This is a genomic window from Leptolyngbya sp. NK1-12 (genome assembly GCF_032598965.1).
Lineage (GTDB): Bacteria > Cyanobacteriota > Cyanobacteriia > Elainellales > Elainellaceae > Elainella.
Genome location: NZ_CP053586.1, coordinates 1046692 through 1070452, shown reverse-complemented (window position 1 = coordinate 1070452; position 23761 = coordinate 1046692). Strand labels below are relative to the sequence as shown.

Sequence of the window (23761 nt, the reverse complement as noted above, 5' to 3'; positions counted from 1 at the left end):
ATTCTGAATATGTGAGTGAAAGGTTGCTGAAATTGAGAAGAAATTGAACTCATCTCTTTCGTTTCGCTTCATGTTCTGTCAAGCGCACTGTAAAAATTCTATTTCCTTCAAAGGAGGCAATATGGCTACCATCGATCGCGTCAATTTTGGCTTTTTCGATGTCGGTCGATCAGAAACCGACCTTGGTCGAGCCAGTACACTAGACGACATTGCAAGCGAATACGCATTCTCGATCGGAGGCGCTTCCTCAAACATCAACATTGGTATGTTTCATCTCGATCGCGAAAACAATGGCGATGGAGATATGAGAATTTTCCGAGACGTCAATCGCAATGGTCGATTGGATGTCAATCTAGGGGAGCCTGTTGTCGCTTCTAATATCCGGCGCAATGGTGTCAATGAATCTATTAATGTGAGCCTACCTTCGGGACACTACATCATCGGTGTCGTGAATAATCGTGCGGATGCGCCGCAGGGCAGGTTCATCTTTCGACTGAATATGAATCGGGTCGCGAGCGGTGCTCCAAACGGCATCGCCAGTCGAGAATTTGAGATTGGCAACATCTCAGCAGATCTGACTCGTCGCAACCAGGTTAGTGCAAACGACACCGCAGACAATTTTGCTTTCTCACTTGATGTGGGCGAAAGCCTTGGCATTAAAATTCGAGAGCTTGGTAACAAGAGAGGCGAAATTAATGCGCGTGTGGTACAAGATCTCAATCGCAACGGACTCGTTGATGAAAACGAAGTTGTGGTGCGATCAACTGGCTCTGGCAATCTTGACACCATCTCAAATATCAGCGGAGCAGGTGACTACATCCTTCAGGTTTGTCAGGTGAAGGGTAATGTCAAATTCGAGGCTGCTTTCGATCACTCGGCTGCTTAATTTGAACTTGGTAGGGCGATCGCCAGAAATACTTTTTCTACAGACAAGGGCGACAACATGCAAATCGAAGAGACAGCAATGAGGAGTCGTATAAGTGTAGTCAAAACTGTAGTAGGAAATATGGATTCAGAAATTGAAACTCAAATTCGTGAGTATGAGGTGCGGCTTTACACCGCAATGTCAGCCTCCGACGTATCTGAATTAGACGCGCTCATTGCCGATGATCTGCTTTTCGTTGGACCAACTGGTGAACTAGCAACTAAAGCGATGGATTTAGACTTGCATCGTACTGGTGGTACTCAGTTTCACGAGTTTGTGCCTAAAGAGCTAGAAATACGAGTTTGGAGCGAACACTTTGTTCTTGCATCAGCTCACATTTTCTTGAGTGGCACGTATTTAGGAAAGGCCTTCGCAGGGGATTACCGCTACATGAGAGTTTGGCGTAGAGGCAAAAGCGGTTGGCAAATCGTTGGTGGCAGCGTTACCGCGATGGTTTGAAGGTCTAAACTTTCTAAAACTTGCATAGTGGCGGAAGTTCAATTCGTTGAAAGCCATCGGTGGTGGTATCTAACTAACAAATTGATGAAGCGGACGGGCGAGAAATTTTGGTCGTGCAGCTGAGATTATCTATCGCCGCTTATCTTGGTCGTTAGCTCGAACCCTAAAAATGAGATGAGTATGCATTCCGGATGCCAGTTGAAAAGAGTGTTAATATCTCTGCGACTTAATGGTGCAGGCGATTACATTTTACAAGGTTGCCAGTCGAAGGGAAATACTCAATTTGAGGTTAATTTTGACCACGTAGCTGTTTGGCACGATCGCTGCTAAGTTTGGCAGCAACGAGCTAATTTTACGGAGGTGCACCATGAATAATGCTCTACAGTTTTCCAATTCCCTCTTAGAGGATTTCTGTCAAACTTTTATATCTCAAGGCAGCTTTTTGTTGCTAGCAAATTATCAGCTCATTCCACAACTGCTGTATGAAAGCATCATTGATCGCGCGATCGCAAATATCGAATGCACAGTCGAAGAAATTGAATTAGCCTGCCAGCAATTCTACCAGCACTGGAATCTAATGACTGAAGATCAACAGCAGATGTGGCGATCGCACTGTGGTCTAAATCAAATTCAATTTGAAGCAATGGCGACGCGATCGCTGCGAATTGAAAAATTCAAGCAGGCTACCTGGGGGCACAGTCTTGAATCACATTTTCTTCAGCGCAAGCATGAGTTCGATCGCGTCATTTACTCACTTTTGCGCACCAAAGATCGCGACCTAGCTCAAGAACTATTTTTTCGGGTTTCCGGAGGCGAACAGTCGTTCGCAGAACTCGCCCAGCAATATTCTGAAGGCACAGAAGCCGAAACAGGCGGACTCATTGGTCCTGTCGAACTGGGGACGCTGCACACCCAGCTAGCCGACCTACTTCACACCAGCCCAATGGGTCATGTTCAACCGTTTGGATTGGGTGAATGGTGCATGATTGTTCGCCTGGAAAAGCTTATTCCTGCCCAACTCGATGAGCAGATGCGCGATCGACTGCTCCAGGAAAAATTTGATGCTTGGCTACAAGAACAAGTGCAGCAGCTTAGCGATCGAGACAAAGCTTGGCTTGGTTTTGTACCAGCTAGCTTTGCAAAAGCCAATGAAGCTGCTGCTGCATAGTTGCAGTAAAGCAACACATTTCTGAAGACCTGAGAAATACCATGAGACAACAACCAAAACAGCCCTCTAATCTAACATCAACCCGACGACGATTTCTACAATTTTCTGCTGCATTTGCTTCTACTGTAGCGTTAGGAAGCTGTCAGCGATCGATTTTAAACGATTCAAGTTTCTCTCAGTCAAGCTCTAATGATTTGCTCCGCATTTACACTTGGGCAGACTACTCGAATGAAGAGGTGTACCAGCAATTTACTGAACAAACCGGGATCAAAATAATTGCTGATGTCTATGACTCAAATGAAACAATGCTTACCAAGCTTCTAGCTGGAGGAGGAAATCAATACAGCATCATTTATCCCTCCGACTACATGGTGAAGCAAATGATTGAATTGAAGTTGCTAACGCAGATTGATCATACTCGCTTGCAAGGACTTAATCAACTGCTAGACAAGTGGAAAAATCCGCCTTATGACCCTCATAACACGCACAGCATTCCTGTAAGCTGGGGCACAACTGGGCTAATCTACAACACTGAAGTCTTGCAATCAAAACCAACCGATTGGGAGTTTCTATGGCGTGAAAAGCAGGCGCTATCAGGTCGAATCACTTTGCTAGATGATGTACGTGAAGTCATGGGAGCAACATTGCGATCGATCGGCTATTCCTACAACGCGACCAATCCGAAAGAACTCGAAGCAGCCTATCAGAAATTGCGAGAGCTAAAGCCTGCACTTGCTTCTTTTGAATCGTTTGGTTGGGAAGATAGCTTGGTTGCTGGAGACTTAGCATTGTGCATGACCTATTCCATTATTGGAAATTCTCTACCTACAGAGCACCCTCATCTCAAATACGTCATTCCTCAAAGCGGCACATCGGTTTGGACGGACACACTGGTAATTCCTAAAACTGCGCCGAACTTGAATGCTGCCTATGCTTGGATAAACTTCATGCTGAAGCCTGAAAACGCTGCTTTTGCTGTTGAGAAATTGATGTTTGCTACCCCCAATAAAGCAGCTTTTGAACAATTGCCAAGTGAACTTAAAGAGAACACAAATCTTTATCCAACTTCTGAAACGCTGGCAAAGTACGAAACCATTGCTCCTATAGGTAAAGCAATTGATCTCTATGACGAGTATTGGACTGAGTTGAAAAGTATCTAACTGCTTGCGCTAGATATAGCACAACGAAAAAGTAAAATGTCGCATTTCAATTTTAAAACTAATCTATCTCAACCAATTCCACAGCTCGCTTCCACAAACTTATCTCCATTGAGAAGCCTCTAGCCGCCCCTTCAAACTCAACTCGATCGCCAGCAAAGTTTGAGTCACATCCGCTGGTGTTCTAACTCCAGCTTCGCTGTGCCCCAACGACATTTTTATTCCCACTCAATACAAGTTAGGAAACAGATTTTATGGCAGTTTCTGCAAGCTTTAGTCCAGGTATCCTTACCATCACCGGAGATAACTTAGACAATACGATCGAAGTCAGCCGCAATGCAGCCGGACAAATTCTTGTCAACGGTGGAGCCGTTGTAGTTTCTGGTGGCATACCAACCGTCGCTAATACTACTTTGATTCAGGGTTCTGGACTGGGAGGAAATGACAGAATTACCCTCAACGAAGCAAACGGCAGACTGCCAAGGGCACTTCTGTCTGGCGGATCTGGTAACGACACCCTCACAGGCGGATCTAGCGCCGATCTACTGTTTGGGGAAGCAGGTAATGACACGCTGCTGGGCAAAGGCGGAGCGGATCTCCTTCTTGGCGGCACAGAAAACGATGTTCTGACCGGAGGAGATGCAGACGATCAGGTGTTTGGCGAAGATGGCGACGATCGCAGCGTTTGGATTCCCGGTGATGACACCGATCTGAATGAAGGCGGCAACAATACCGATATCAGTGAAGTGAACGGCGGCGGTGGTAGCGAAGCCTTTGTTGTAACTGCCAATGGCTCTCGTGTACGTCTCGATCGCGTCAACCCCGCTCCGTTCACCTTAGACATTGGCACCACCGAAAATTTGATCCTGAATATGAATGGTGGGGATGATACCTTCTCCGCAGCGAACAATCTGGCTTCATCGATTCAACTCACCGTTGATGGCGGTGCTGGAAATGACACGATTCTCGGTGGCAATGGAGCAGATACGCTGCAGGGCGGCGATGGCAATGATTTCGTGGATGGACAAAAGGGGAACGACGTAGCGGTGCTGGGTGCGGGCAATGATGTCTTCCAGTGGGATACGGGTGACGGTAACGATGTGGTGGAGGGTCAAGCAAACTTCGACACGCTGCAATTCACCGGGACTGCCGCTTCAGAACAAATTAATATTGCTGCCAACGGCGGACGAGTTTTCTTTAGCCGCGATGTGGAAGCGGTCGTGTTGGATTTGAACGATGTCGAGCGAATCAACTTTGCGGCATTGCTAGGCACAGACACCATCACTGTGAATGATTTGAGCGGCACGGATGTAACTCAGGTCAATGTTGACTTGGCAGGCCCAGACGGGAGGGGCGATGGTCAAAGCGACACTGTGATTGGTCATGGCACCGCAGGCATCGATGTGATTCGATTGAGAAACACGATTAACAACATCCACATCACGGGCTTGCCCGCAGCAATTACCATCACCAATGCCGATGCCGATCGGCTGACAATCAACGGCGGAACAGGCGACGACACGATCGATGCAGGCAATCTGACCAGCACGACGATGACCGTAACTTACAACGGTGGCATCGGCAACGACATGATTCAGGCGGGAGCAGGCAGAGACATTTTGACGGGGGGCAATGGCAGTGACTCGTTGGCAGGCGGCTTGAGCAATGACACCCTGACTGGCGGAGCTGGCAGTGACTCGTTGGCAGGCGGCTTGAGCAATGACACCCTGACTGGCGGGGCTGGGGTCGATCGCTTCCGATTCGATGCTCCCAACGAAGGGCGTGACCTGATTACTGACTTTGCCAGCAATGAAACGATCGACGTCATTGCCAGCAGTTTCGGTGGCGGTCTGGTGGCAGGCAAGCAAATTACAATACGCCAATTTCGCCTGGGCAGCAATGCTCAAGATGCCAGCGATCGCTTCATCTACAACAGCGGCACACGCACCTTGTTCTACGACTCTGATGGCTTAGGTGGCGCAGCAAAAGTTCAGCTAGCAATCCTGCAAACCGATGTCGCTTTGAGGGCTGCTAATATCCGCGTTCTTTAGTTGATAACCATCTCAACTTAATCAGAAGGAGAATTCCAATGGCAACGATCGCAAACTTCAACGGTTTAATGCAGTATCCGGTGCTTCCTGGAAGCGAAACAGCTCCAGCACTGATTCAACAGAATTTATATTTTGGACGCAATATTGGAATGACAGGACGAGTGACAGAACAGGAATTTCAGCAGTTTGTTGAAGATGTTGTGACCCCTCGGTTCCCTACTGGAGTGACAGAATAGGACGCAAAGGGACAGTTTTTGGACAGTAGCGGAAACTTAATTCGGGAACCCAGCAAGGTCATCTCGTTCGTTTACAAAGATCAGGCTAGCAATCAGCGGGCGATCGATGAAATTATTAACGCTTACAAACAGCAGTTTCAGCAGGAATCGGTTTTGCAGGTAAAGAATCAGGATGTTGCAATTGGCTTTGGTCAGGGTGAAGATCTGATCGTGAATGATCCCACGCCTGAGCTAATCCAGGTCGATTTGTATTTTGATGGCATTGGAACAAAAGGACGGGGAGGCGATCGTCAATTTAATCAATTTCTTGAAAATGTATTAACTCCTCGATTTCCAGATGGGTTGACCGTTTATGACGCAGAAGAACAGTCGCAAGATTGCTCCTACGATTCGATTCAGGAATTCAGTAAAGTTGTGTCGTTAATTATCGAAAGGAGAAGATCTGATCGACAATGATGTAACTCCTGAACTCATTCAAGTCGATCTGTTTTTCGGACAAAATATTGGAACCACAGGACAAGTGAGCAATCGCCAATTCAATCAGTTTCTCCGCGATGAAATCACGCCTCGCTTTCCCGATGGATTAACCGTTTACGATGCCAAAGGACAGTTTCTCGACAGTATAAATCGGCTGATTCGTGAACCCAGCAAGGTTGTTTCTCTCATTCTCGAAGATACACAAGCCAACGAGAATTCGATCAATCAAATCATTGGCACTTACAAGCAAAAATTCCAGCAAGAATCAGTTCTAGCCGTTGTGGATGAAACCTTAAGCGTTGCTTTTGATGTCAGCAGTGATGTATCGATCGGCTCAACTCAATCGAATCTTGCTTCAAGCAAAATTGTTGAACCCAATCAGCAGTCTGTTTTCACAACGCCCGAAGTCCCCTCCTCTGTTTCCCTTGTTCAGAGACTATTGCCATGATTCACCATTGCTCAATGTCAGCGAACGAACCGCTCCATGCCGCCCAAGTTCTCGCTGCCGATCGCCTATCGCGAAGGTTAGCGTTCTCTCCGGATCAGTGCTGGGGGATTCTTTGAAGTCATCGAATTTTGGGTTGAAAATCATACGCTGCTGGAGTTAATGCCTCCAATGCTTACACCGCAATATCTTGCTTTCTTGCGATCGGAGAAGCTGAAAATGATTCTGAAAGATATGGCACTGCGACAATCTTGAGAGCTTCAAGCCTTGCTCACATTTGCTCATCTAATTTTCTTAGTTTCTGAGAGGTTTCTATCATGATTCATCACATTTCATTTGCGGTTAACAATCCGCTTCATGTTGCTGAAGTCATTGCGGAACTATGGCAGGGGAGAGCAATTCCTTTTCCCGGCCATCCTGGTAGCTTTGTGACGCTCAGTTTTGATTCCTATGGTACGGCGATCGAGTTTCTGCCCAAAGACACGGTTCTCAAACCGGGTTCGCAGAACAAAGACTCTGTCTGGTTTGACGCTTCTCACCCAAATGCCATTGGCTACACGGCTAGCCATGTCAATATTGCAGTGCCGATCAGCGAAGCAGAAATTTATGCGATCGCCGATCGTGAAGGATGGCGTGCGGTGCGCTGTAGCCGGCAAGGCTTTTTTGACCTGATTGAGTTCTGGATTGAGAATGAAGTTCTGATTGAGCTATTGCCGCCCAATCTCATAGAACAATATCTGCACCTCGTGCAGCCAGAGAATCTGAAGGCAGCTCTCAATCTTGATCTATCTTCAGAGAATACACTCCTAGCGAATTAGTAGCCTGCTATGAATTTCATTCTGACAACAGAAAGACTCTAGTTCCAACCCTGCTGCACTGATGATCTAACGTTGCTTCATGCACTTTGGATGGGTAGTGGTGAATCGTAATGGTTAGGAGCGCAGGGAAGCGTTTTAATGATGCACAAAGTACCAGATCGCGCCGATGTGATTGCTCAACTTCTTCGAGAACAACGGATACGGTATTGCGATCGATTCTGCGAAAAGCTCGCCTGATTTCTAATTTGTGAGACTGTTTACTCGCTTTCTAGCTCGACTAAAATTCCATTCACTAAGCTATCTTCCTGATAGCTGTCGCTCTGATTGAGTTTTATTGCTGTGAAGGATTGTTAGTGGGGCCTCAACCCTATCACGTCGCCCATCCGCAACCCCTTCATGCAACAAAGCTACTTTCTGACTCAAAATCTACCCAGGCTCTAATTTCTTCTGACTTTATCCGACTTTTTCAAGCTGACAATTAGAACTTCAATTTCTACGCTAAGTATGTGAGCGATAAACCTACGAGTTGATATAAGGAAGCTCAAATCGAAGGTGCTAACTATTCATTCAGGAGAACATCAATCATGCAACGCAATTTTTATCTACGTTTGTCGTCAAGCCTGGTGCTGAGCGCAGGTTTGCTTTTGGGACTCACTCCTTTATTGTCAGAAATCGAAACCAAGGTAAATCTTAATGGAGCGAATCTCAACGGTGTAGCTCTCAACGGTGTAGTTCTCAATGGTTTGGGACTCAACGGTTTGAGGATTAATGGTACGCATCTTGAAACTAGCTCTCACCCATCATTGCAACTGCAACTTGAGGGAAGCCAATTAGTTCTGCACGTTAACCGTTGAATTGAATAGTTTGTCTTGAGAAGGTGTTTGAGATGGACTATCGATCCTGGCTGATTGCTTTTGCTACGTTAGGTATAACGCTCGCTGGATGTAATTCTGTTACCTCCCATTCTCTCAATCAGAGATTTTCTGGCGCTCAAAATTCAGCATCGTTCAAAGGCAAATCCCTGATTGGTGCTACCTTGAACACCACCGACGAGCAGGGACACCCACAAACGCTCAAGATTGTCAATGTAGAGAGAGACTTCCGGGATCATGACCTTTATCTCTACACGGTTTTGCGCCAGCAATCTCATAATTCCCAATGGCAAAATCTTTGTCAACCAGACCGCAACGGCATGATTCAAGCCATTCCGCTATCAGGGCAGTGGGATAAGGCTGGGAACCACCTCGATAACGGACAAATTACCTTTGCTTGTACGAATAGCGTATTGGTGAAATGCCTCCGCTTAGGCTACAAGCCGTGGCAACAGGTCAACGGTCAATCTCTGCGGGATTACCATCAGGCGTGTACTCGAATGCTCCGGGCAGACTACTGTGGTGATGGCATCGCACACACCCAGGAAGGAACACCCATTGATGTCTACGATCGCTTGAACATTCAACGAGCCACTCCCAACAGCGGTATGGTGTTTGAAGCAGCATGGAGCCCTGGAGGAGCAGTTTTACTGCATCGAACTCGTTATCCTGACTCGCTGAAGCAATTGCAGCAGGAATGCCCACAAAAGTTGAAAGCGATGTTGCATCTTGGTCGAAATGCGACAGATATTCCACAAGCATTGCTATTTAACCAGTCCATTGTAGGTTACAACAGCTTTAACGTAAGGAAATAGAGCTAGAGCGGCATTTCAAAACAAGTGAAACACCGCCCTAATTTTTGTCTCTGGTTTCTATTTGCGTTCAGAACTCCCGCCGATTAGCGTAGCCTCAACCTCTGCTCACCCGCTCATCGGTTGAAGTTGCGCTTAGAAACCCCTTGCAGCGCTTTTCGCTTGGACTGCGCGAAGGTCATAGCGATCGAGGTTCATCACCTTGTCCCATGCGGCCACAAAGTCATTCACAAACTTCTGCTGCGAGTCCACACTTCCGTAGACTTCCGCGAGGGCGCGGAGTTGGGAGTTCGAGCCGAAGATTAGGTCAACGCGGGTCGCGGTCCACTTGAGTTCGCCGGTTTTGCGACTGCTTCCTTCGAACTCATACTCATCTTCCGAGGTTGCCTTCCAGGTCGTGCCCAGGTCAAGCAGGTTGACGAAGAAGTCATTGGTCAAGGTTTCGGGCCGATGAGTGAAGACGCCATGCTTAGATCCGCCATAGTTGGCACCCAGAACGCGCAAGCCGCCTAGCAGAACCGTCATCTGAGGGGCTGATAGGGACAGCAATTGCGCCCGATCGACCAGCAGTTCCTCAAGCGATTCGCTGTGTCTGCCGCTAGTGTAGTTACGGAACCCGTCTGCGGTTGGCTCCAGCACAGCAAAGGACTCGACATCCGTTTTCTCCTGCAACGCATCGGTACGTCCCGGTTTGAAGGGAACCGTCACCTCGTGACCAGCCCTCCTTGCCGCCTCTTCAATGCCTGCGCATCCACCCAGAACGATCAGGTCAGCGATCGAAACCCGCTTGCCGCCAGACTGCGAGCTGTTGAACTCCTGTTGGATTCTCTCCAGGGTTTGCAGCACGGTTGCCAACTGCTCCGGCTGGTTGACTTCCCAATCCTTCTGCGGCGCTAGCCGAATCCGCGCTCCGTTGGCTCCACCGCGCATGTCAGAGCAGCGGAACGTGGACGCCGACGCCCAAGCGGTCGAAACCAGTTGGGAGACAGACAATCCCGAAGCCAGAATCTTGGCTTTGAGCGCAGCAATGTCCTGCTCATCAATCAGTTCATGATCGACAGCGGGAATGGGATCTTGCCACAGGAACTCTTCCTCAGGAACCTCTGGGCCAAGATAGCGCGATCGCGGTCCCATGTCGCGGTGGGTTAGCTTGAACCACGCCTTAGCAAACGCGTCAGCAAACTCGTCTGGGTGCTCAAGGTAATGCCGTGCAATCTGGTTGTAGATGGGATCCATCTTCATCGCCATATCCGCCGTGGTCATGATCGGGGCGTGCCGTTTCGATGGATCGTGGGCATCGGGTACCGTACCAGCGCCAGCGCCGTCCTTGGGTCTCCACTGCCACGCGCCAGCCGGACTCTTGGTTAGCTCCCAGTCATATTTGAACAGGGTTTCGAGATAGCTGTTGTCCCACTGGGTTGGCGTCGGAGTCCATGCGCCTTCGATGCCGCTGGTGATCGCATCAGCGCCAACTCCCGTGTTGTAGGTGCTCTTCCAGCCAAGCCCCTGATCGATGATGGTGGCCCCTCCAGGTTCAGGACCGACATGCGTCGCTTCAGCCGCGCCATGACATTTGCCGAAGGTATGTCCGCCCGCCGTGAGCGCAACCGTTTCGGCATCGTTCATCGCCATCCGACCAAAGGTCTCGCGAATGTCTCGGCCTGAACCGATTGGATCAGGTTCGCCATCTGGGCCTTCCGGGTTGACGTAGATCAGGCCCATCTGGACGGCGGCAAGGGGATTCAGCAGCACCCGATCGCCTTCGTAACGCTCGTTGCCAAGCCAGGCTTTCTCCGATCCCCAGTAGATGTCTTCCTCTGGCTGCCAGACATCCACGCGCCCGCCGGCAAAGCCGATCGTCTTGAAGCCCATCGACTCTAGGGCGCAATTGCCCGCGAAGATCATCAGGTCGGCCCACGAGATTTTCTTGCCGTATTTCTGCTTGATGGGCCACAGCAACATGCGCGCCTTATCGAGGTTGGCATTGTCGGGCCAGCTATTGAGCGGTTCAAACCGCTGGCTACCCGACCCTGCGCCGCCGCGACCGTCGCCAATCCGATAGGTGCCAGCGCTGTGCCATGCCATCCGAATGAAGAGCGGCCCGTAATGACCGTAATCGGCTGGCCACCAATCCTGAGAGGTGGTCATCAGCTCATAGATATCTGCCCTCAAGGCAGCTAAGTCGAGAGTCTTGAACTCCTCAGCATAGTTGAAGTCCTCACCCATTGGATTGCCTTGGGGTGAATGCTGATGAAGGATGCTCAGATTCAAATAATGCGGCCACCACTCTCGGTTCGTCGGCACATGACGAGGCTGGTGTTTTTGCCCGCCGCCCGTAAATGGGCATCCGCTTCCGCTACTCATAATGTCTCCTGTCTTTGAAAAAACGCTAATCTACGGTTGCAAGTGAGAGCGACCAAGAATAGCAATTTAAATGACCCGAAATAGTCATGGATTTAATCATAATCGGTATGAGTTCGTTTTAGGGACGCTCTTAAGCTATTGTAATAAGTGCGATTGCTGAATCTCCTATAGTGCGATTTCCCGCTGTGTCAGTTGGGTTGAGACAGCAAATCCAATGCACTTCCCGATTACATTCAAAGGGGAATGCTGGTGGAGGATGCTCAGGTTCAAGTCATGCTGCCGCCAGTCTCGGTTAGCACATGACGAGCTTTAAGTTTCTGACCGCTGCCTGTAGGCGGGTATCCGCTTTCGCCGCTCATAGTCTTTCCCTATCGAGTGTCGTAGTGTGTTTTTTGATGTACTGCCGGTACTGCAAATAACAGGTACTGCAAATAACAGGTACTGCAAATAACAGGTACTGCAAATAAATAGCACACTGATAATTATTGGGATAATCGATGGGAAATATAACTGGCCGGAAATATAAACAACGTTATGATTCGAAACGCAAATTCAAGGTTCGAAATAAATGGTTATACTAATAGCCCTCTGCTGTTACCTGTCATAGTAACGATTGGGAGACTACAAGCGCAGGCGAGCTATGTAACGAGATTCAGTAGATCAAAAGTGGATTCGTTTGGATTACCGAACTTAGGTTTGTTCGCGCAGTGTGTGCATCGCACAATCCCCCTAAACCCCAGCGGGGATGAGCCTTCGGCGTAGAAATGGCAACATCTAACGCCCTACGATTTTGCCGAAGCAGCCAAAAAGAGGCGCAGATTTGCAGCGAAACTTGCGCGTCAGGTTCATTGCCGAGAGTTTAGAAGCTGAGCAGTTTAGAAAATCGGCAGGGGTACTATGTTGTGCTATGCCAGGTATTGAGTCAGGGTGTTACTAAATTCTTCGTAGGGTTTAGCTCCAATCAGCGTCTCTGCCAACTCCCCCTGTTGAAAAAACATGACAGCCGGAATACTGCGAATGCCATATCGCTTGGCAACAAATTTGTTGGCATCCATATCGAGCTTAAAAACCTTGGCGCGACCGCTATACTCCTCAGCCAGTTGGTCAATCAACGGAGCAATCAGTTTACAAGGACCGCACCAAGTCGCAGTACAGTCTACGACAAACAGCGGTTCGGTTGTCAAGAGTGCATCAAACTCGCTTTCATCTTGAATATAAGGGGCAGCCATGAGGTCTCCTGCAAAACAGTATTCTCTCATAGTTACCGTGAGTTACCGTCAATACTTTTCGGCAATACGAAAAACTGCCACCGTTGCGACAATCCTGGCTCAGTCAATTTCGGGGTTGGTCAATTGAGGTTGGTCAATTTCAGACAGCAAAAGCACTCACTTTTTAGCGCTCCAGGCCAATTGAGTTTAAGATCTGTAACAGAATCTTTACTCCCAGCAGCCACCATGACAGCTCAGTCCAGTCCGATCAACAGTTCCTCAGCCGCTTCCACATCGGTTGGAGCTTTAGTGGAAATTGAAAATTTGTCGAAGCAGTACCAAGAAGGCGACATGCAGCGGACTGTGCTGGATCAGGTGAATTTGACCTTTGCACCCGGAGAATTTGTGGTGCTGTTGGGGCATAGCGGCAGCGGTAAGAGTACACTGCTCAACTTGATTAGCGGCATCGATCAGCCCAGTTCTGGCACGATTCGGATCAATGGGCAGGCGATTACCGACCTAGACGAACGTTCGCGCACCTTGATTCGACGCGACCAGATTGGGTTTGTGTTTCAGTTTTTCAATTTGATTCCCACTCTGACCGTGTTAGAAAATGTGACGCTACCACAGGAGTTGGCCGGACACCCGTTTCGGCAAGCCCAGCAGCGCGCAACCCAGTTACTTCAGCAGGTAGGGTTGGCGGATCGGCTCGATACCTATCCCGATAAACTCTCCGGCGGTCAGCAGCAGCGCGTGGCGATTGCGCGGGCCTTGGCTCACGATCCGTCTCTAATTTTGGCCGATGAGCCGACCGGCAACCTGGATGAAGAAACCGGACAGCGTGTTTTAGAACTATTGCTCAACCTGACTCGTCAAGCCGGTCGAACGCTGGTGATGGCGACTCACAATCCAGATATTGCTCGCTCTGCCGATCGGGTGCTGCGGGTGCAGGATGGCCATTTGATGCCCGTGGTGGCGCATTTGGATCGGGTAGAGGAAGTCGCATAATCCAGCTTGTGGAGCGAGATCAGCAAAAAGGGGCCAGACTAGTCCTGACCCGTTACCGCTTTATGTTTTTGGGCGTTCTTGGCTCTATCTGCTTTTGTAGCAGTGAAATTAAAGCGTCGTGAAATAGGATGAATTGAGCTGAATGCTGATATTGTCTTGCACCACGCCAATCAGGTCGCCGCTGTGGAAGATGGCCGTATCTTTGGCCGAAGTGCCAACACCCCAGTCGTAGTTCTTCTCTAGGGTGTAACCATTCAGTGCACCTTTAACCTGAATTTTATCGCCAAATACAAAGTCTTGAATCGTAGCGTAGCCATTGGTGCCATCCCCTTTGTAATACACGTTGGTGCTAGAGCCAAGCGCAAATCGATCAGCTCCATACCCGCCTATAAGTTGATCTTTCTCGTATAGCGTGTTGCCATAGCCGTCTAGATAATCGTTGCCATAGCCACCTACTAATGTGTCATTTCCTGATCCACCAAAAAGGTTATCATTACTATCACCGCCGTTGATGTAATCGTTACCGGAGCCGCCTACTAAGCTGTCATTTCCCGATTCACCGTAAAGTGCGTCGTTGCCAGTTCCTCCATCTTGGTAATCATCGCCGAAGCCACCTACAAGTGTGTCGTTGCCAGCTTCACCGTAAAGAATATCATTTCCACTGCCGCCGTTGAGATAATCGTTGCCAGCACCAGTACCGCTACCGAAGGCAAAATCGCCGTAGAGGGTATCGTTGCCCTCTTCACCATAGAGATAATCATCGCCCCCGCGCCCTGTCAGCACATCATTGCCTGGAATTCCTGTCACCGAGTACGCGCCTAGTTTATAATCACCGTAGATGTAATCATTTTTTGCTCCGCCGGTTAGCTGATCGCTACCACCTTTGCCGGTCATGGTCCAGGAACGCCATTCATAATAGCCATCAAACGGATTCCACCAATCTCCATCGTTCCATTCCATTGCAGCGGTTTTTGCATTATTTGAGTCATTGCCAACATAAGTTCCCATTGTTGTTCTCCTTGTAGTAGAAAAGTAGACGTTCTTGAGCTAAAAACTCATAGCCGAAAGGGATTGTATAAGCAAGAGAATCAGGGCTATCACGAGTCGTTGACTGTGGTTACAGGTGTTATGGGCGGCTACGGACACTGAACTTGCGGGTATAGCTAGACCTGATAGAGACCAATGACGTCTGACAACCCTATTCATCTTTGCGTTCATGGATTGGCGAATTAGCGGTATCTGTAGCAGCCATGATGACCATGATGACCATAGTGACCATGGTGACCGTGATGACCGTGATGACCGTGGTGGCGTCTGTGAGAAGCGAAGGCGGGATCGGCCGCCATTACGGTTAACAGAGCAAATCCGATTACAGTAGCAGTCACACGAGCGATTCGATTCGATTTCATTGGTCGTTCTCCTTAAGATTTATAGGACGTTACTTGTGAGAGTCGGTTTACATTTCAGAGAGAGTTCGTTCACCGCTATAGAGCTATTAGCGGCAAGCAGGGGTTTTACCTGGTTGTTCACAAAACTTTACGAAAGACGGCCTTAATTGCGATTGCAATCGCTGAATGATGCAGAATAGGCCGCTGTTTGAGTCAGCAATGGCTGAATTACTGATACGGGTTGCGAAATTATGAGTTGCCAAATTAGGTCCGATAGTTCGTCTGATAGCCCCCTAGAAAATAGTGGAAGTAAGGGAGGCGAAGGGTTGCGAGCACAGCTCCACCAGCTCGTGATCCAGGCTTGTCAACATCCACCGGGCAGTCCAGCGCGGCAAAAATATCTCACCCGAATTGTCAATTTAGTGCAGCCCAAACTCTGGCGAGATACAACTGCTTACTATCCAGATGCGTTGCAGCAAACCTGGATGTATTTTTGTCAGAACATTTGTGAAGCAAATACAGGCGAAGCCTATGACCCAGAGCGCAGCAGCCTGATCACTTGGTTGAATTTTTATCTGAAACGTCAGCTGCAGCAGTTTTATCTAGAGGTGCAAAAACAGCAGACCAGAACCATCAGCGCCAGTTCAGTTCCGGCAGATAGCAGCGATCCAGTGACTGATCCGATTGATCGGTTAGCAGCTCCGGCAGATTTACCTCCATTGCTGGAAGACGTGCGAGAATGGATAGAACGGGATGTTACCAGAGAGTTGCGTCGTACCCACATTGCGAATCATCCTGAAGTGAACTGTCAGGTTTTGCTGTTGCGTCGGCTGCCGCCTGAAGTAAGCTGGAAAGACCTCTCGGCAGAATTCAAGCTACCGATCTCAACCCTGAGCAATTTTTATCAGCGTCAATGTTTGCCGCGTTTGTGTCAATTTGGCAAAGCCGAAGGATATTTAGAGCCATGACTACTACTTTTCCCCAACAGCTCACGGTTACGCTGCCCATGACGCGATTGGCGCGAGCAACGGCAGATCAGTTTGCGCAGCAGCAACCCACTCCTGCCAAAGCCGAACAGGTACGGCAAAATACGCTCGCGGTGTATGCGCTGCAGGATTATTGCCAGATGCTGGGCATCGCTACGGACCTGAATGCAGGCGACAGTTGGCAGCCGCTCAAACGGTTGGCCGCTAATGTGGCTGATCTGGAGTTGGTTGGTGTCGGTCGCTTAGAATGTCGCCCCGTGGAGCCAAACGCATCGGTATGTCTGATTCCGCCAGAGGTGTGGGCCGATCGGATTGGATATGTGGCTGTGCAGCTGGATTTGGTGAATCTAGAAGCCACCTTGCTGGGGTTTGTGCCCACTGTCATGACTGAACATTTGCCGCTGGATCAATTCGATTCACTCGACGCCTTGATTGACCGGGTGCATCTAGAGCAACAAGCAGCCCCCAGCATCAGCCGCATGGCAACCGATTTAGGTCAGTGGCTAGTCGGACAGGCGACCGCCAGCTGGCAGACGATTGAATCCCTGCTGGATTCGCTCTACACAGAACCGGCCTTTGCCTTTCGCAGTGCCGCGGAAACCACCTCAGAAGACATTCCGGCTGAGTCCGAGACGCTACGACGAGCCAAGCTGATTCACCTCAGTACCGCCACGGTTGATTACCCATTGGTGCTGGTCGTCGAGGTGCGGCCCCGCTCTGAGCAACAGCGCAGTGTCTATGTGCAGATCCACCCCATTGAAGCAGGGACAGGTTTACCGGCAGGGCTGCGACTGGTCGGACTGGATCAAGCTGGCTCGGTTGTGTTAGAAACCAGGACACGCCCAGCGGATGATTACATCCAACTGCGGTTTAGAGGTAGGCCAGGAGAATTACTGAGGCTAGAAATTGAGCTGCAAGATACGGTGCTGAGTGAGCATTTTGTGGTGTGATTTTTGTGATTTGATCTCCGCTAAGGTAGATACAAAGGGTAAATACAAAAGGTAGATACAACAAGTACATACAGCAAAAGGATGGTTAGAACAAAGCAATCGTGGGTAAGCTCGTCCTGTTAAAGTTAGGCGATGGCAGTCTTGAGCACGGATTTCCAGTGGCGCTCCAGTTTGGTGAAGAGGGGCAGCATCCCAGTGTGGAAACGATTGGTCGGCTGCCAGCAGCACCAGAGCTGTATCAAGCCTATCAGGACTGGGCTGGGGCTTACCGTAGCTTGAACCAGCGGCTCCGGCTCGATGCGGAAACCATCCAGCATCTGAATGTCTCTAAGCGCGAAGCCTGCCAGAGTGCCGCTCATGCCCTCACCGACAGTTTGAATGGCTGGCTCTATGCTGCCTCGTTTCGCCCAATTCGAGAAAAACTGCTGGAGCAGCTCATGCCCTCCGATCAGGTGCGGGTGATTGTACAAACTCCCAACCTGGATGTGCGACGGCTGCCCTGGCATCTATGGGATTTTTGCGATCGCTATCCCAAAAGCGAAATTGCTTTGGGGGCTTCGATCTACGAACGGGTGGCGGCGATCCGGCCCGATAAACTGGGCGTGAATGTGCTGGCGATTTTGGGCAACAGCAACGGCATCGATACCCAAACCGACCGGCGGTTATTGGAACAGCTCTCAGGCGCAAACGTCAGCTTTTTAGTAGAACCGACTCGCCAGGCCCTGACCCAAGAATTATGGCGACAAAACTGGGATATTTTGTTCTTCGCCGGCCACAGCTATACTGACGGCAATCGGGGGCAAATTGCCCTCAACCAAACCGACAGCCTCACCCTGGATCAGCTCAAATATGCCCTGAGGCGCGTGGTCGAACGGGGGCTGCAGGTAGCAATCTTTAACTCGTGCGATGGCTTGGGGCTGGCTCGCGAACTCGAGGATTTGCATATCCCTCAGATCATTGTGATGCGGGAACCCGTGCCGGATCAGGTGGCGCAGGAATTTCTCAAGTCGTTTCTGACCGCCTTTGCCCAAGGGGAACCCTTCTATTTGGCCGTGCGGGAAGCGCGAGAAATTCTCCAGGGCATCGAAGACGAATATCCCTGCGCTACTTGGCTGCCGGTGATCTGCCAGAATCCAGCCGTGATTCCACCAACTTGGCAGGGGTTGGGGGGCCGTCTGCGCAACCTAGCCGTTCCAACTCAGCCCTTGCTAGAGGAAGGACCTCTTCAGCCATTGTCGCCCGCCCCAGAGCCAATCCTAATCAACGACCGCTACCAGATTCAGCGCCAGATCGGGCAGGGAGGGTTTGGCCGCACCTATCTAGCTGCCGATACCTATCGGTTTGGCGATTTGTGCGTGTTGAAGGAATTTGCGCCCGCGAATCGTAGTCCGACGGTGTTGCAGCGCTCGCGCCAGTTATTTGAACGCGAAGCCAAAGTGCTCTATCAGGTCAGCCATCCCCAGATTCCCAAATTTTTGGCCTGGTTCACCCAGGAGGATCGGCTGTTTATTGTGGAAGAGTACATCGACGGTAAAACATACCTAGAGCTGCTCGAAGAGCGGCAGCAGCGAGGCGAAACTTTTTTGGAAATCGAGGTGATTCAGTGGCTGCAGGATTTGCTACCGGTGTTGCAGTATCTGCATGGCATGAATATTATCCACCGCGATATTTCGCCTGGAAACGTGATTTTGCCGCAGCGGCGTTCGCCTCCGGTGCTGATTGATTTTGGCATTGTCAAAGAGGTAGCTAGCCAGATCTGGGCGCGGCAACTTGGCAGTTTGCAATCGCTGCATCAGGCTTCTCGTATCGGTAAACCGGGTTATGCGCCGCCAGAGCAAATGCAGCTTGGGCAGTGCTTTCCATCGAGTGACCTGTATAGCTTGGGGATGACGGCCCTGGTGCTGCTGACCGGACGCAATCCGCTGTGGCTGCTAGAACAAACTCACTCGGAACCGCGTTGGCACTCGCAGATCAGTACTAAACTGCGTCCCCTTTTCGTCAAACTGCTGGCTGAAAATCCGCGTCACCGCTATCCCACAGCCCAAGCCGCCCTCGCCGATCTCCAGGTACTGCTATCCTTTCAGCCGTCTCCAGAACAGACCACGGCCCAACCCCGGCCAGATGCGGTCACCCTCGCGCCTCAGCCAGCGGTGGCTCCTGCTCTATCACCTACCTTTTTGCACCACTGCCAGCGCGAACTCACCCACTGCATCGGACCAATGGCTGCCTATATCCTGGACGACATTCTGACCCAGCAACCCCAGCTCACTGCCACCGCCCTGATCGAATCCCTCGCGGCGGAAATTCCCGATCTAAAACAGGCCAACCAGTTTCGAACCAGAGCCAGAGCGTTGCTGCAACAGGTTCCTCCGGTCAGTCCTGCTCCACCTGCTCCACCCCAGCCGCCTCAACCCCAACTCGATGTAACAACGACGAATCCACCCCCTGCTAGGCCGGCCTTCCTGCCCCTCACGCCCGACTTCTTGACAACTTGTCGGCGAGAACTAGCGCGGCAGATTGGCCCGATGGCCGATTGCATTCTCGATGAGATTTTGGCCCAGTCGCCCCAGCTCAGCCGCCAGCAGCTGATCCAAACCATCGCCGCAGAAATTCCCAATGCTAAACAAGCAGACGCCTTTCGGCAGCAGATGCTTCGACAGATGGGGAAATAAGCGTCAAAACTCCGAACTTCTTCCTTCCGTATTCATCGTGCGTTTACTGATACGATAGCGATCCAGCCGCTTCATCGCCATCACCAGACTGGTTTTCATGCGGCGAAACGCCTCGGCCAAGCTGCCAACTTCATCTTTCGAGTTCCATTCAAATTCGGCATCGAGGTCGCCCGTACTCACGGCTTCAGCCGCTTGCGCCATTCGCTTCAGGGGCCGAGCCACATAGCGTCGCAGCCAGAGGTTGACCAGCAGGGTCGCCAGGGCAAAAATGCCGGTAATCGTACCCATGATCAGGAAGAATGCCTGCCGACTGTTTTTCAGCACCTGCTGCGCCGGAACCGAAATGATCTGCGCTCCCACAATTTCGTTGAGCTTCCAGCCAAACCCGTTTGCCGTACCATAGCGCTCGATCATACTGACCGGGGCCACATCGGGCGTACTGTGACATTGCAAACAGCTCGCTGCCGTAATCGCAATCGGACGGGCGATATAGAACAACTCGCCGCTGGGAGTATCCCGAAAGCCGCGCACCTCTGGTAGATTGGCATCTTGGCGAAACCGGTCAACAATCTGGGCTTCAAATCCGTCGGCCTTGTCACGTAAATTGGTGGGATTCAGCGTCGCTTCTTTGTAGAAGAAATCGCTATAGGTGCGGCTTTCCCGCAGTTTTTCGAACACTTCGCGAGCCGAATAGGCTGGAACTGTTTCAGGCAAGAATTCGCTCACCAAGCGGCCTTCCAGTTCGGGCCTGACTTGGTTGTTGGTGTAGTGTCGCACCGAGTTCATCGTCTCCATCATCATCAGCGCTTTCGACGAAATCACGTCTTGAGCATTGCGATTGAGAATAGTGGACAGGGCAACACCGCTCACAATAATGCCGCCCAAAAACACTAAGAACAGCAGCAAGCTAAATTTACGAGCTAAATCCAGATCTCTAAACGAGGATGCAAAGGGTAGAGCCATAGGTTTATAAAAGTTTAATTAGATTGAGTATGTTATAAGCGAACAAAATTTTTCAACCTAGAGAATGTCCAGCTAAAAACCGTTCTGAACTTAAACGTTATTATCCGATTGAACTTAGAGTGAGATTGGCCTAGACGATGCCCCTAAACCCCTATTCAGCCAAATCCAGAGCTAATCTGTACGCTGTCTGAATTGATTACAAATCGTAACCCAAACCAAGCTGGATTGCGGCATTTATTAGGATTTATTAATTGATGGCCGTATCTGGAGTAGACCTAACGGCCCTGCTCAAAACTCACAGATCTCTGAACTAACAGGACAAGCCCTGTTATTAATATCATTGTTCTGCAGGTTCAGCAGTTGCAGGTTGGTCAACCCTTGCAGGGGCGCAAGGTCAGTGATCTCGTTGTTGCTGAGGTCGAGGGCGGTCAGGTTAGTGAGCGGTTGCAGGGGCGTTAAGTCGGTAATTTGGTTGTTGCTGAGGCCCAGCGTGTCGATATTAGTTAATGCCTGAAGCCCGTTGAGAGTAGTGATTTGATTCCCGTCCAGTCCCAAAATCGTCAGGCGCGTCAGGGATTGCAGCGGTGTCAGATCGGTAATCTGATTGTTGTTGAGGCTGAGGGCCGCCAAATTAGTCAGAGATTGCAGTGGCGTTAAATCGGTAATTTGGTTGTCGGCCAGCCCCAAGAGCGACAGGTTGGTCAGAGGTTGCAGCGGCGTTAAGACAGAAATGCGATTTGCGTTTAATCCCAGCAAATCCAGCTTAGTCAACGGGCTAAGGGCAGTCAGGTCGCTAATTTCGTTACTGCTGAGGTCGAGGGCGGTCAGGTTGGTCAGCGTTGACAGGGAGCTGATGTCAGAAATGCGGTTGCCGTCTAGGTTGAGACTGGTCAGCTTGGTCAGAGACTGAAGCGGTGTGATGTCACGAATTCGGTTTTGGGTGAGGCTAAGGATAGTCAGATTAGGTAAGGACTGCAAGGGCGTCAGGTCTTCGACTCGATTGTCGTAGAGGTTGAGTTGGCGCAAGTGAGGCAGGGATTGCAGTGGTGTCAGATCTTCCACATCACTGCTGCTTAAATCCAGAATGCTGCGGCTAGTCAGGGTTTGCTGAGCTTCAGCACAATCTTCGGTTTTGGCTTTGTCCAGCAGGGTGTTGATCGTGCGGCGAGCACTGCGAGGTAACTCATCGCGACGGCTGCACAGATCAGCAAAGCTATTAGCTTCGGTTTGAGCGAGAACCGGACTACTGCCGCATCCAATTGCAGCCAGCAGGAGCAGGAGAGGAATTTTTTCTCTGGCCTGCCAACTTTGGGCTGCTTTGGATAGGGATTTTTGAGTCAGGAGCCGATCGCGGATTGAGCTTCCTAAATGCCCCTTGCCAAGACGGATTTTCACTGGTTTCGGGATAATTTGCTGCGCCATTCGCTCTAGCTTGACCATACTGCACTCCTCATTCAACCACGAACTGAACTCGCTTGAGCTGAATGATTATACGATCGCAGCTACGCTAAGGTTCCCGATCATGCAAATTGTCTGCTCTAATGCCTTATTTCCTGTAGGCTGCTAGCTCGCTAGTTTTTGCTCCAGCTCCCGCACAAGCTGCTGCTCAATCAGCTTTACTACCGCCAGTTCTTCAGCCCGCAGGGCATGTTGATCCTCAATCACTTGGTCTGCGTGTTGCTGCATCACCTCATACAGGGTCTGATCCAAATAAGCCTCAAAAACAGCGGGATGGACGTAGTATTTGCGGCAGGTAGCAGGCCGATTGCCCAAATGGGTCGCCACAATTTTGACCACTTCGGTGATTTGTTTCTTTGCTGCGGTTTCGGAAGTGCACAGTTCGGTTTCAGCCAAATGAGAAGCGGCTAATACCGTTCCGGCCCAGGTTCTAAAATCCTTTGCCGTAAAATCCTGACTGGAAATCTCTCGCAGATAATCGTTAACCTCTCCAGAGCTAATAGTCTGGTATTCACCTGCTTCATCGATATACTGGAACAAATCCTGGCCTGGAATATCCTGACAGCGTTTAACAATTTTTGCTAAGCGACGGTCATTGAGTTCAATGTCATGTTCTACACCGCTTTTACCGCGAAAGCAAAAGCGAATTTTAGCGCCCTTGATATCTACATGCTCGTCCTGCATCGTAGTTAAACCATAGGATTGGTTCGCACGAGCATATTCTTCATTTCCGACTCGAATCCGGGTCAGTTCCATTAATCGCACCACTGCCGCCAGCACCTTCTGCTTCGGTAAACCGGGAAGCGATAAATCCTGCTCAATCCGCTGCCGAATCGTTGGCAACGACTGGCTAAATACAATCATGCGCGTAAACTTGGTCTGATCGCGAATTGTGCGCCAGAGGGCATGGTAACGGTACTGTTTGCGGCCTTTTGCATCTCGCCCAGTAGCTTGCAGATGCCCGTTGGGTAAGGGACAAATCCACACATCTTCGTAGGCCGGCGGAATCGCCAAGGATTCAATCCGACGAATCTCATCTGGATCGCGAATCGGCTGACCATCTACCCCAATGTAGCCAAACTTATTTTTGCCCTTGCGCTGCCGCCGAATCCCCGGAGACGCGTCGGTCACATATTGCAACCCTACGGCTTCAGCCGACTCGATCGGATCGGAGCTGACAATAGACTGAATTTGTCGGTGGATGTTTCGCTTGTGAACGGTTCGCTTTCGACCGGTTCCCTGCTGACCTGTTCGCTGTTGAACTGCGCGCCCCATAGGTGATCAAGTACTGGTTTAGTGCAACGAATTGCTGTAATTAATTGCACTGTAGTCAAAACCCATCCA

General features: G+C 50.2%; 20 protein-coding genes and 1 pseudogene. 15 read left to right on the top strand and 6 right to left on the bottom strand.

Features of this window, described 5'->3' with window-relative positions; all coding sequences use genetic code 11:
• The first annotated feature begins 121 nt into the window (after positions 1 to 121).
• The 11 genes and pseudogenes from HJG54_RS04025 to HJG54_RS03975 all read left to right on the top strand — a co-directional run bounded on the left by HJG54_RS04025 (position 122) and on the right by HJG54_RS03975 (position 9423).
• Entirely contained in the window at positions 122 to 886 is a 765-nt protein-coding gene (locus tag HJG54_RS04025; RefSeq protein WP_316433504.1) for a hypothetical protein, read from the top strand.
• Between the two features lie 57 nt (positions 887 to 943).
• A complete protein-coding gene (locus tag HJG54_RS04020) occupies positions 944 to 1384 on the top strand; it encodes a nuclear transport factor 2 family protein (RefSeq protein ID WP_316433503.1) in 441 nt (146 codons plus the stop codon).
• Between the two features lie 367 nt (positions 1385 to 1751).
• On the top strand, positions 1752 to 2552 hold the full coding sequence (locus tag HJG54_RS04015; RefSeq protein ID WP_316433502.1) for a peptidylprolyl isomerase: 801 nt from the start codon (positions 1752 to 1754) through the stop codon (positions 2550 to 2552).
• Between the two features lie 41 nt (positions 2553 to 2593).
• Positions 2594 to 3712, top strand: a complete 1119-nt coding sequence (locus HJG54_RS04010) for an ABC transporter substrate-binding protein (RefSeq protein ID WP_316433501.1) — start codon at positions 2594 to 2596, stop codon at positions 3710 to 3712.
• 251 nt (positions 3713 to 3963) lie between these two features.
• Positions 3964 to 5760 (top strand): calcium-binding protein, encoded by a 1797-nt coding sequence (locus HJG54_RS04005; RefSeq protein ID WP_316433500.1) that lies wholly within the window; start codon positions 3964 to 3966, stop codon positions 5758 to 5760.
• Positions 5761 to 5798: 38 nt separating this feature from the next.
• A pseudogene (locus tag HJG54_RS04000) lies at positions 5799 to 6155 on the top strand (DUF3574 domain-containing protein); the annotation flags it as partial.
• 51 nt (positions 6156 to 6206) lie between these two features.
• Positions 6207 to 6452 (top strand): DUF3574 domain-containing protein, encoded by a 246-nt coding sequence (locus HJG54_RS03995; RefSeq protein ID WP_316435603.1) that lies wholly within the window; start codon positions 6207 to 6209, stop codon positions 6450 to 6452.
• Positions 6453 to 6516: 64 nt separating this feature from the next.
• A complete protein-coding gene (locus HJG54_RS03990; RefSeq protein ID WP_420717325.1) occupies positions 6517 to 6921 on the top strand; it encodes a DUF3574 domain-containing protein in 405 nt (134 codons plus the stop codon).
• 314 nt (positions 6922 to 7235) lie between these two features.
• Entirely contained in the window at positions 7236 to 7736 is a 501-nt protein-coding gene (locus tag HJG54_RS03985; RefSeq protein WP_316433499.1) for a hypothetical protein, read from the top strand.
• 584 nt (positions 7737 to 8320) lie between these two features.
• Positions 8321 to 8590 carry a pentapeptide repeat-containing protein gene (locus tag HJG54_RS03980; protein WP_316433498.1) on the top strand — a complete coding sequence of 90 codons (270 nt, stop codon included), beginning with the start codon at positions 8321 to 8323 and terminating at the stop codon, positions 8588 to 8590.
• A gap of 32 nt (positions 8591 to 8622) precedes the next feature.
• Positions 8623 to 9423, top strand: coding sequence for an ADYC domain-containing protein (locus tag HJG54_RS03975; protein ID WP_316433497.1), 801 nt, complete (start codon positions 8623 to 8625; stop codon positions 9421 to 9423).
• 132 nt (positions 9424 to 9555) lie between these two features.
• On the opposite strand, the gene katG is transcribed toward HJG54_RS03975, so the two are convergent.
• Both katG and trxA read right to left on the bottom strand, forming a co-directional pair.
• A complete protein-coding gene (gene katG, locus HJG54_RS03970) occupies positions 9556 to 11784 on the bottom strand; it encodes a catalase/peroxidase HPI (RefSeq protein ID WP_316433496.1) in 2229 nt (742 codons plus the stop codon).
• 905 nt (positions 11785 to 12689) lie between these two features.
• Positions 12690 to 13013: a thioredoxin gene (gene trxA, locus HJG54_RS03965; RefSeq protein ID WP_036002030.1), complete on the bottom strand. Its 324-nt coding sequence runs from the start codon at positions 13011 to 13013 to the stop codon at positions 12690 to 12692.
• A 225-nt stretch (positions 13014 to 13238) separates the two neighbouring features.
• Here trxA and HJG54_RS03960 point away from each other — a divergent pair, with 225 nt between their 5' ends.
• Positions 13239 to 14000 carry an ABC transporter ATP-binding protein gene (locus tag HJG54_RS03960; RefSeq protein ID WP_316433495.1) on the top strand — a complete coding sequence of 254 codons (762 nt, stop codon included), beginning with the start codon at positions 13239 to 13241 and terminating at the stop codon, positions 13998 to 14000.
• Between the two features lie 108 nt (positions 14001 to 14108).
• On the opposite strand, the gene HJG54_RS03955 is transcribed toward HJG54_RS03960, so the two are convergent.
• Positions 14109 to 15008, bottom strand: a complete 900-nt coding sequence (locus HJG54_RS03955; protein WP_051925220.1) for a calcium-binding protein — start codon at positions 15006 to 15008, stop codon at positions 14109 to 14111.
• Between the two features lie 706 nt (positions 15009 to 15714).
• Here HJG54_RS03955 and HJG54_RS03950 point away from each other — a divergent pair.
• The 3 genes from HJG54_RS03950 (at position 15715) to HJG54_RS03940 (ending at position 19996) form a co-directional block, all read left to right on the top strand.
• Entirely contained in the window at positions 15715 to 16356 is a 642-nt protein-coding gene (locus HJG54_RS03950; RefSeq protein WP_316433492.1) for a sigma-70 family RNA polymerase sigma factor, read from the top strand.
• Complete coding sequence (locus tag HJG54_RS03945) at positions 16353 to 17324, top strand: DUF1822 family protein (protein ID WP_316433490.1); 972 nt, start codon at positions 16353 to 16355, stop codon at positions 17322 to 17324. The genes HJG54_RS03950 and HJG54_RS03945 overlap by 4 nt, the downstream gene beginning before the upstream one ends.
• A gap of 101 nt (positions 17325 to 17425) precedes the next feature.
• Complete coding sequence (locus HJG54_RS03940; protein WP_316433489.1) at positions 17426 to 19996, top strand: protein kinase domain-containing protein; 2571 nt, start codon at positions 17426 to 17428, stop codon at positions 19994 to 19996.
• Positions 19997 to 19999: 3 nt separating this feature from the next.
• Here HJG54_RS03940 and HJG54_RS03935 read toward each other — a convergent pair whose 3' ends face one another.
• The 3 genes from HJG54_RS03935 to HJG54_RS03925 form a co-directional block, all read right to left on the bottom strand.
• Positions 20000 to 20959, bottom strand: coding sequence for a c-type heme family protein (locus tag HJG54_RS03935; protein WP_316433488.1), 960 nt, complete (start codon positions 20957 to 20959; stop codon positions 20000 to 20002).
• 288 nt (positions 20960 to 21247) lie between these two features.
• A complete protein-coding gene (locus tag HJG54_RS03930) occupies positions 21248 to 22399 on the bottom strand; it encodes a leucine-rich repeat domain-containing protein (protein WP_316433487.1) in 1152 nt (383 codons plus the stop codon).
• Positions 22400 to 22522: 123 nt separating this feature from the next.
• On the bottom strand, positions 22523 to 23692 hold the full coding sequence (locus tag HJG54_RS03925) for a DNA topoisomerase IB (RefSeq protein WP_316433486.1): 1170 nt from the start codon (positions 23690 to 23692) through the stop codon (positions 22523 to 22525).
• Between the last annotated feature and the right edge of the window lie 69 nt (positions 23693 to 23761).

What these genes read in the sequence shown, in the direction of transcription:
- HJG54_RS04025 (WP_316433504.1), top strand. Translation starts at nt 122, where the DNA reads ATGGCTACCATCGATCGCGTCAATTTTGGCTTTTTCGATGTCGGTCGA.
- HJG54_RS04020 (WP_316433503.1), top strand. Translation starts at nt 944, where the DNA reads ATGCAAATCGAAGAGACAGCAATGAGGAGTCGTATAAGTGTAGTCAAA.
- HJG54_RS04015 (WP_316433502.1), top strand. Translation starts at nt 1,752, where the DNA reads ATGAATAATGCTCTACAGTTTTCCAATTCCCTCTTAGAGGATTTCTGT.
- HJG54_RS04010 (WP_316433501.1), top strand. Translation starts at nt 2,594, where the DNA reads ATGAGACAACAACCAAAACAGCCCTCTAATCTAACATCAACCCGACGA.
- HJG54_RS04005 (WP_316433500.1), top strand. Translation starts at nt 3,964, where the DNA reads ATGGCAGTTTCTGCAAGCTTTAGTCCAGGTATCCTTACCATCACCGGA.
- HJG54_RS03985 (WP_316433499.1), top strand. Translation starts at nt 7,236, where the DNA reads ATGATTCATCACATTTCATTTGCGGTTAACAATCCGCTTCATGTTGCT.
- HJG54_RS03980 (WP_316433498.1), top strand. Translation starts at nt 8,321, where the DNA reads ATGCAACGCAATTTTTATCTACGTTTGTCGTCAAGCCTGGTGCTGAGC.
- HJG54_RS03975 (WP_316433497.1), top strand. Translation starts at nt 8,623, where the DNA reads ATGGACTATCGATCCTGGCTGATTGCTTTTGCTACGTTAGGTATAACG.
- katG (WP_316433496.1), bottom strand. Translation starts at nt 11,784, where the DNA reads ATGAGTAGCGGAAGCGGATGCCCATTTACGGGCGGCGGGCAAAAACAC.
- trxA (WP_036002030.1), bottom strand. Translation starts at nt 13,013, where the DNA reads ATGGCTGCCCCTTATATTCAAGATGAAAGCGAGTTTGATGCACTCTTG.
- HJG54_RS03960 (WP_316433495.1), top strand. Translation starts at nt 13,239, where the DNA reads ATGACAGCTCAGTCCAGTCCGATCAACAGTTCCTCAGCCGCTTCCACA.
- HJG54_RS03955 (WP_051925220.1), bottom strand. Translation starts at nt 15,008, where the DNA reads ATGGGAACTTATGTTGGCAATGACTCAAATAATGCAAAAACCGCTGCA.
- HJG54_RS03945 (WP_316433490.1), top strand. Translation starts at nt 16,353, where the DNA reads ATGACTACTACTTTTCCCCAACAGCTCACGGTTACGCTGCCCATGACG.
- HJG54_RS03935 (WP_316433488.1), bottom strand. Translation starts at nt 20,959, where the DNA reads ATGGCTCTACCCTTTGCATCCTCGTTTAGAGATCTGGATTTAGCTCGT.
- HJG54_RS03930 (WP_316433487.1), bottom strand. Translation starts at nt 22,399, where the DNA reads ATGGTCAAGCTAGAGCGAATGGCGCAGCAAATTATCCCGAAACCAGTG.
- HJG54_RS03925 (WP_316433486.1), bottom strand. Translation starts at nt 23,692, where the DNA reads ATGGGGCGCGCAGTTCAACAGCGAACAGGTCAGCAGGGAACCGGTCGA.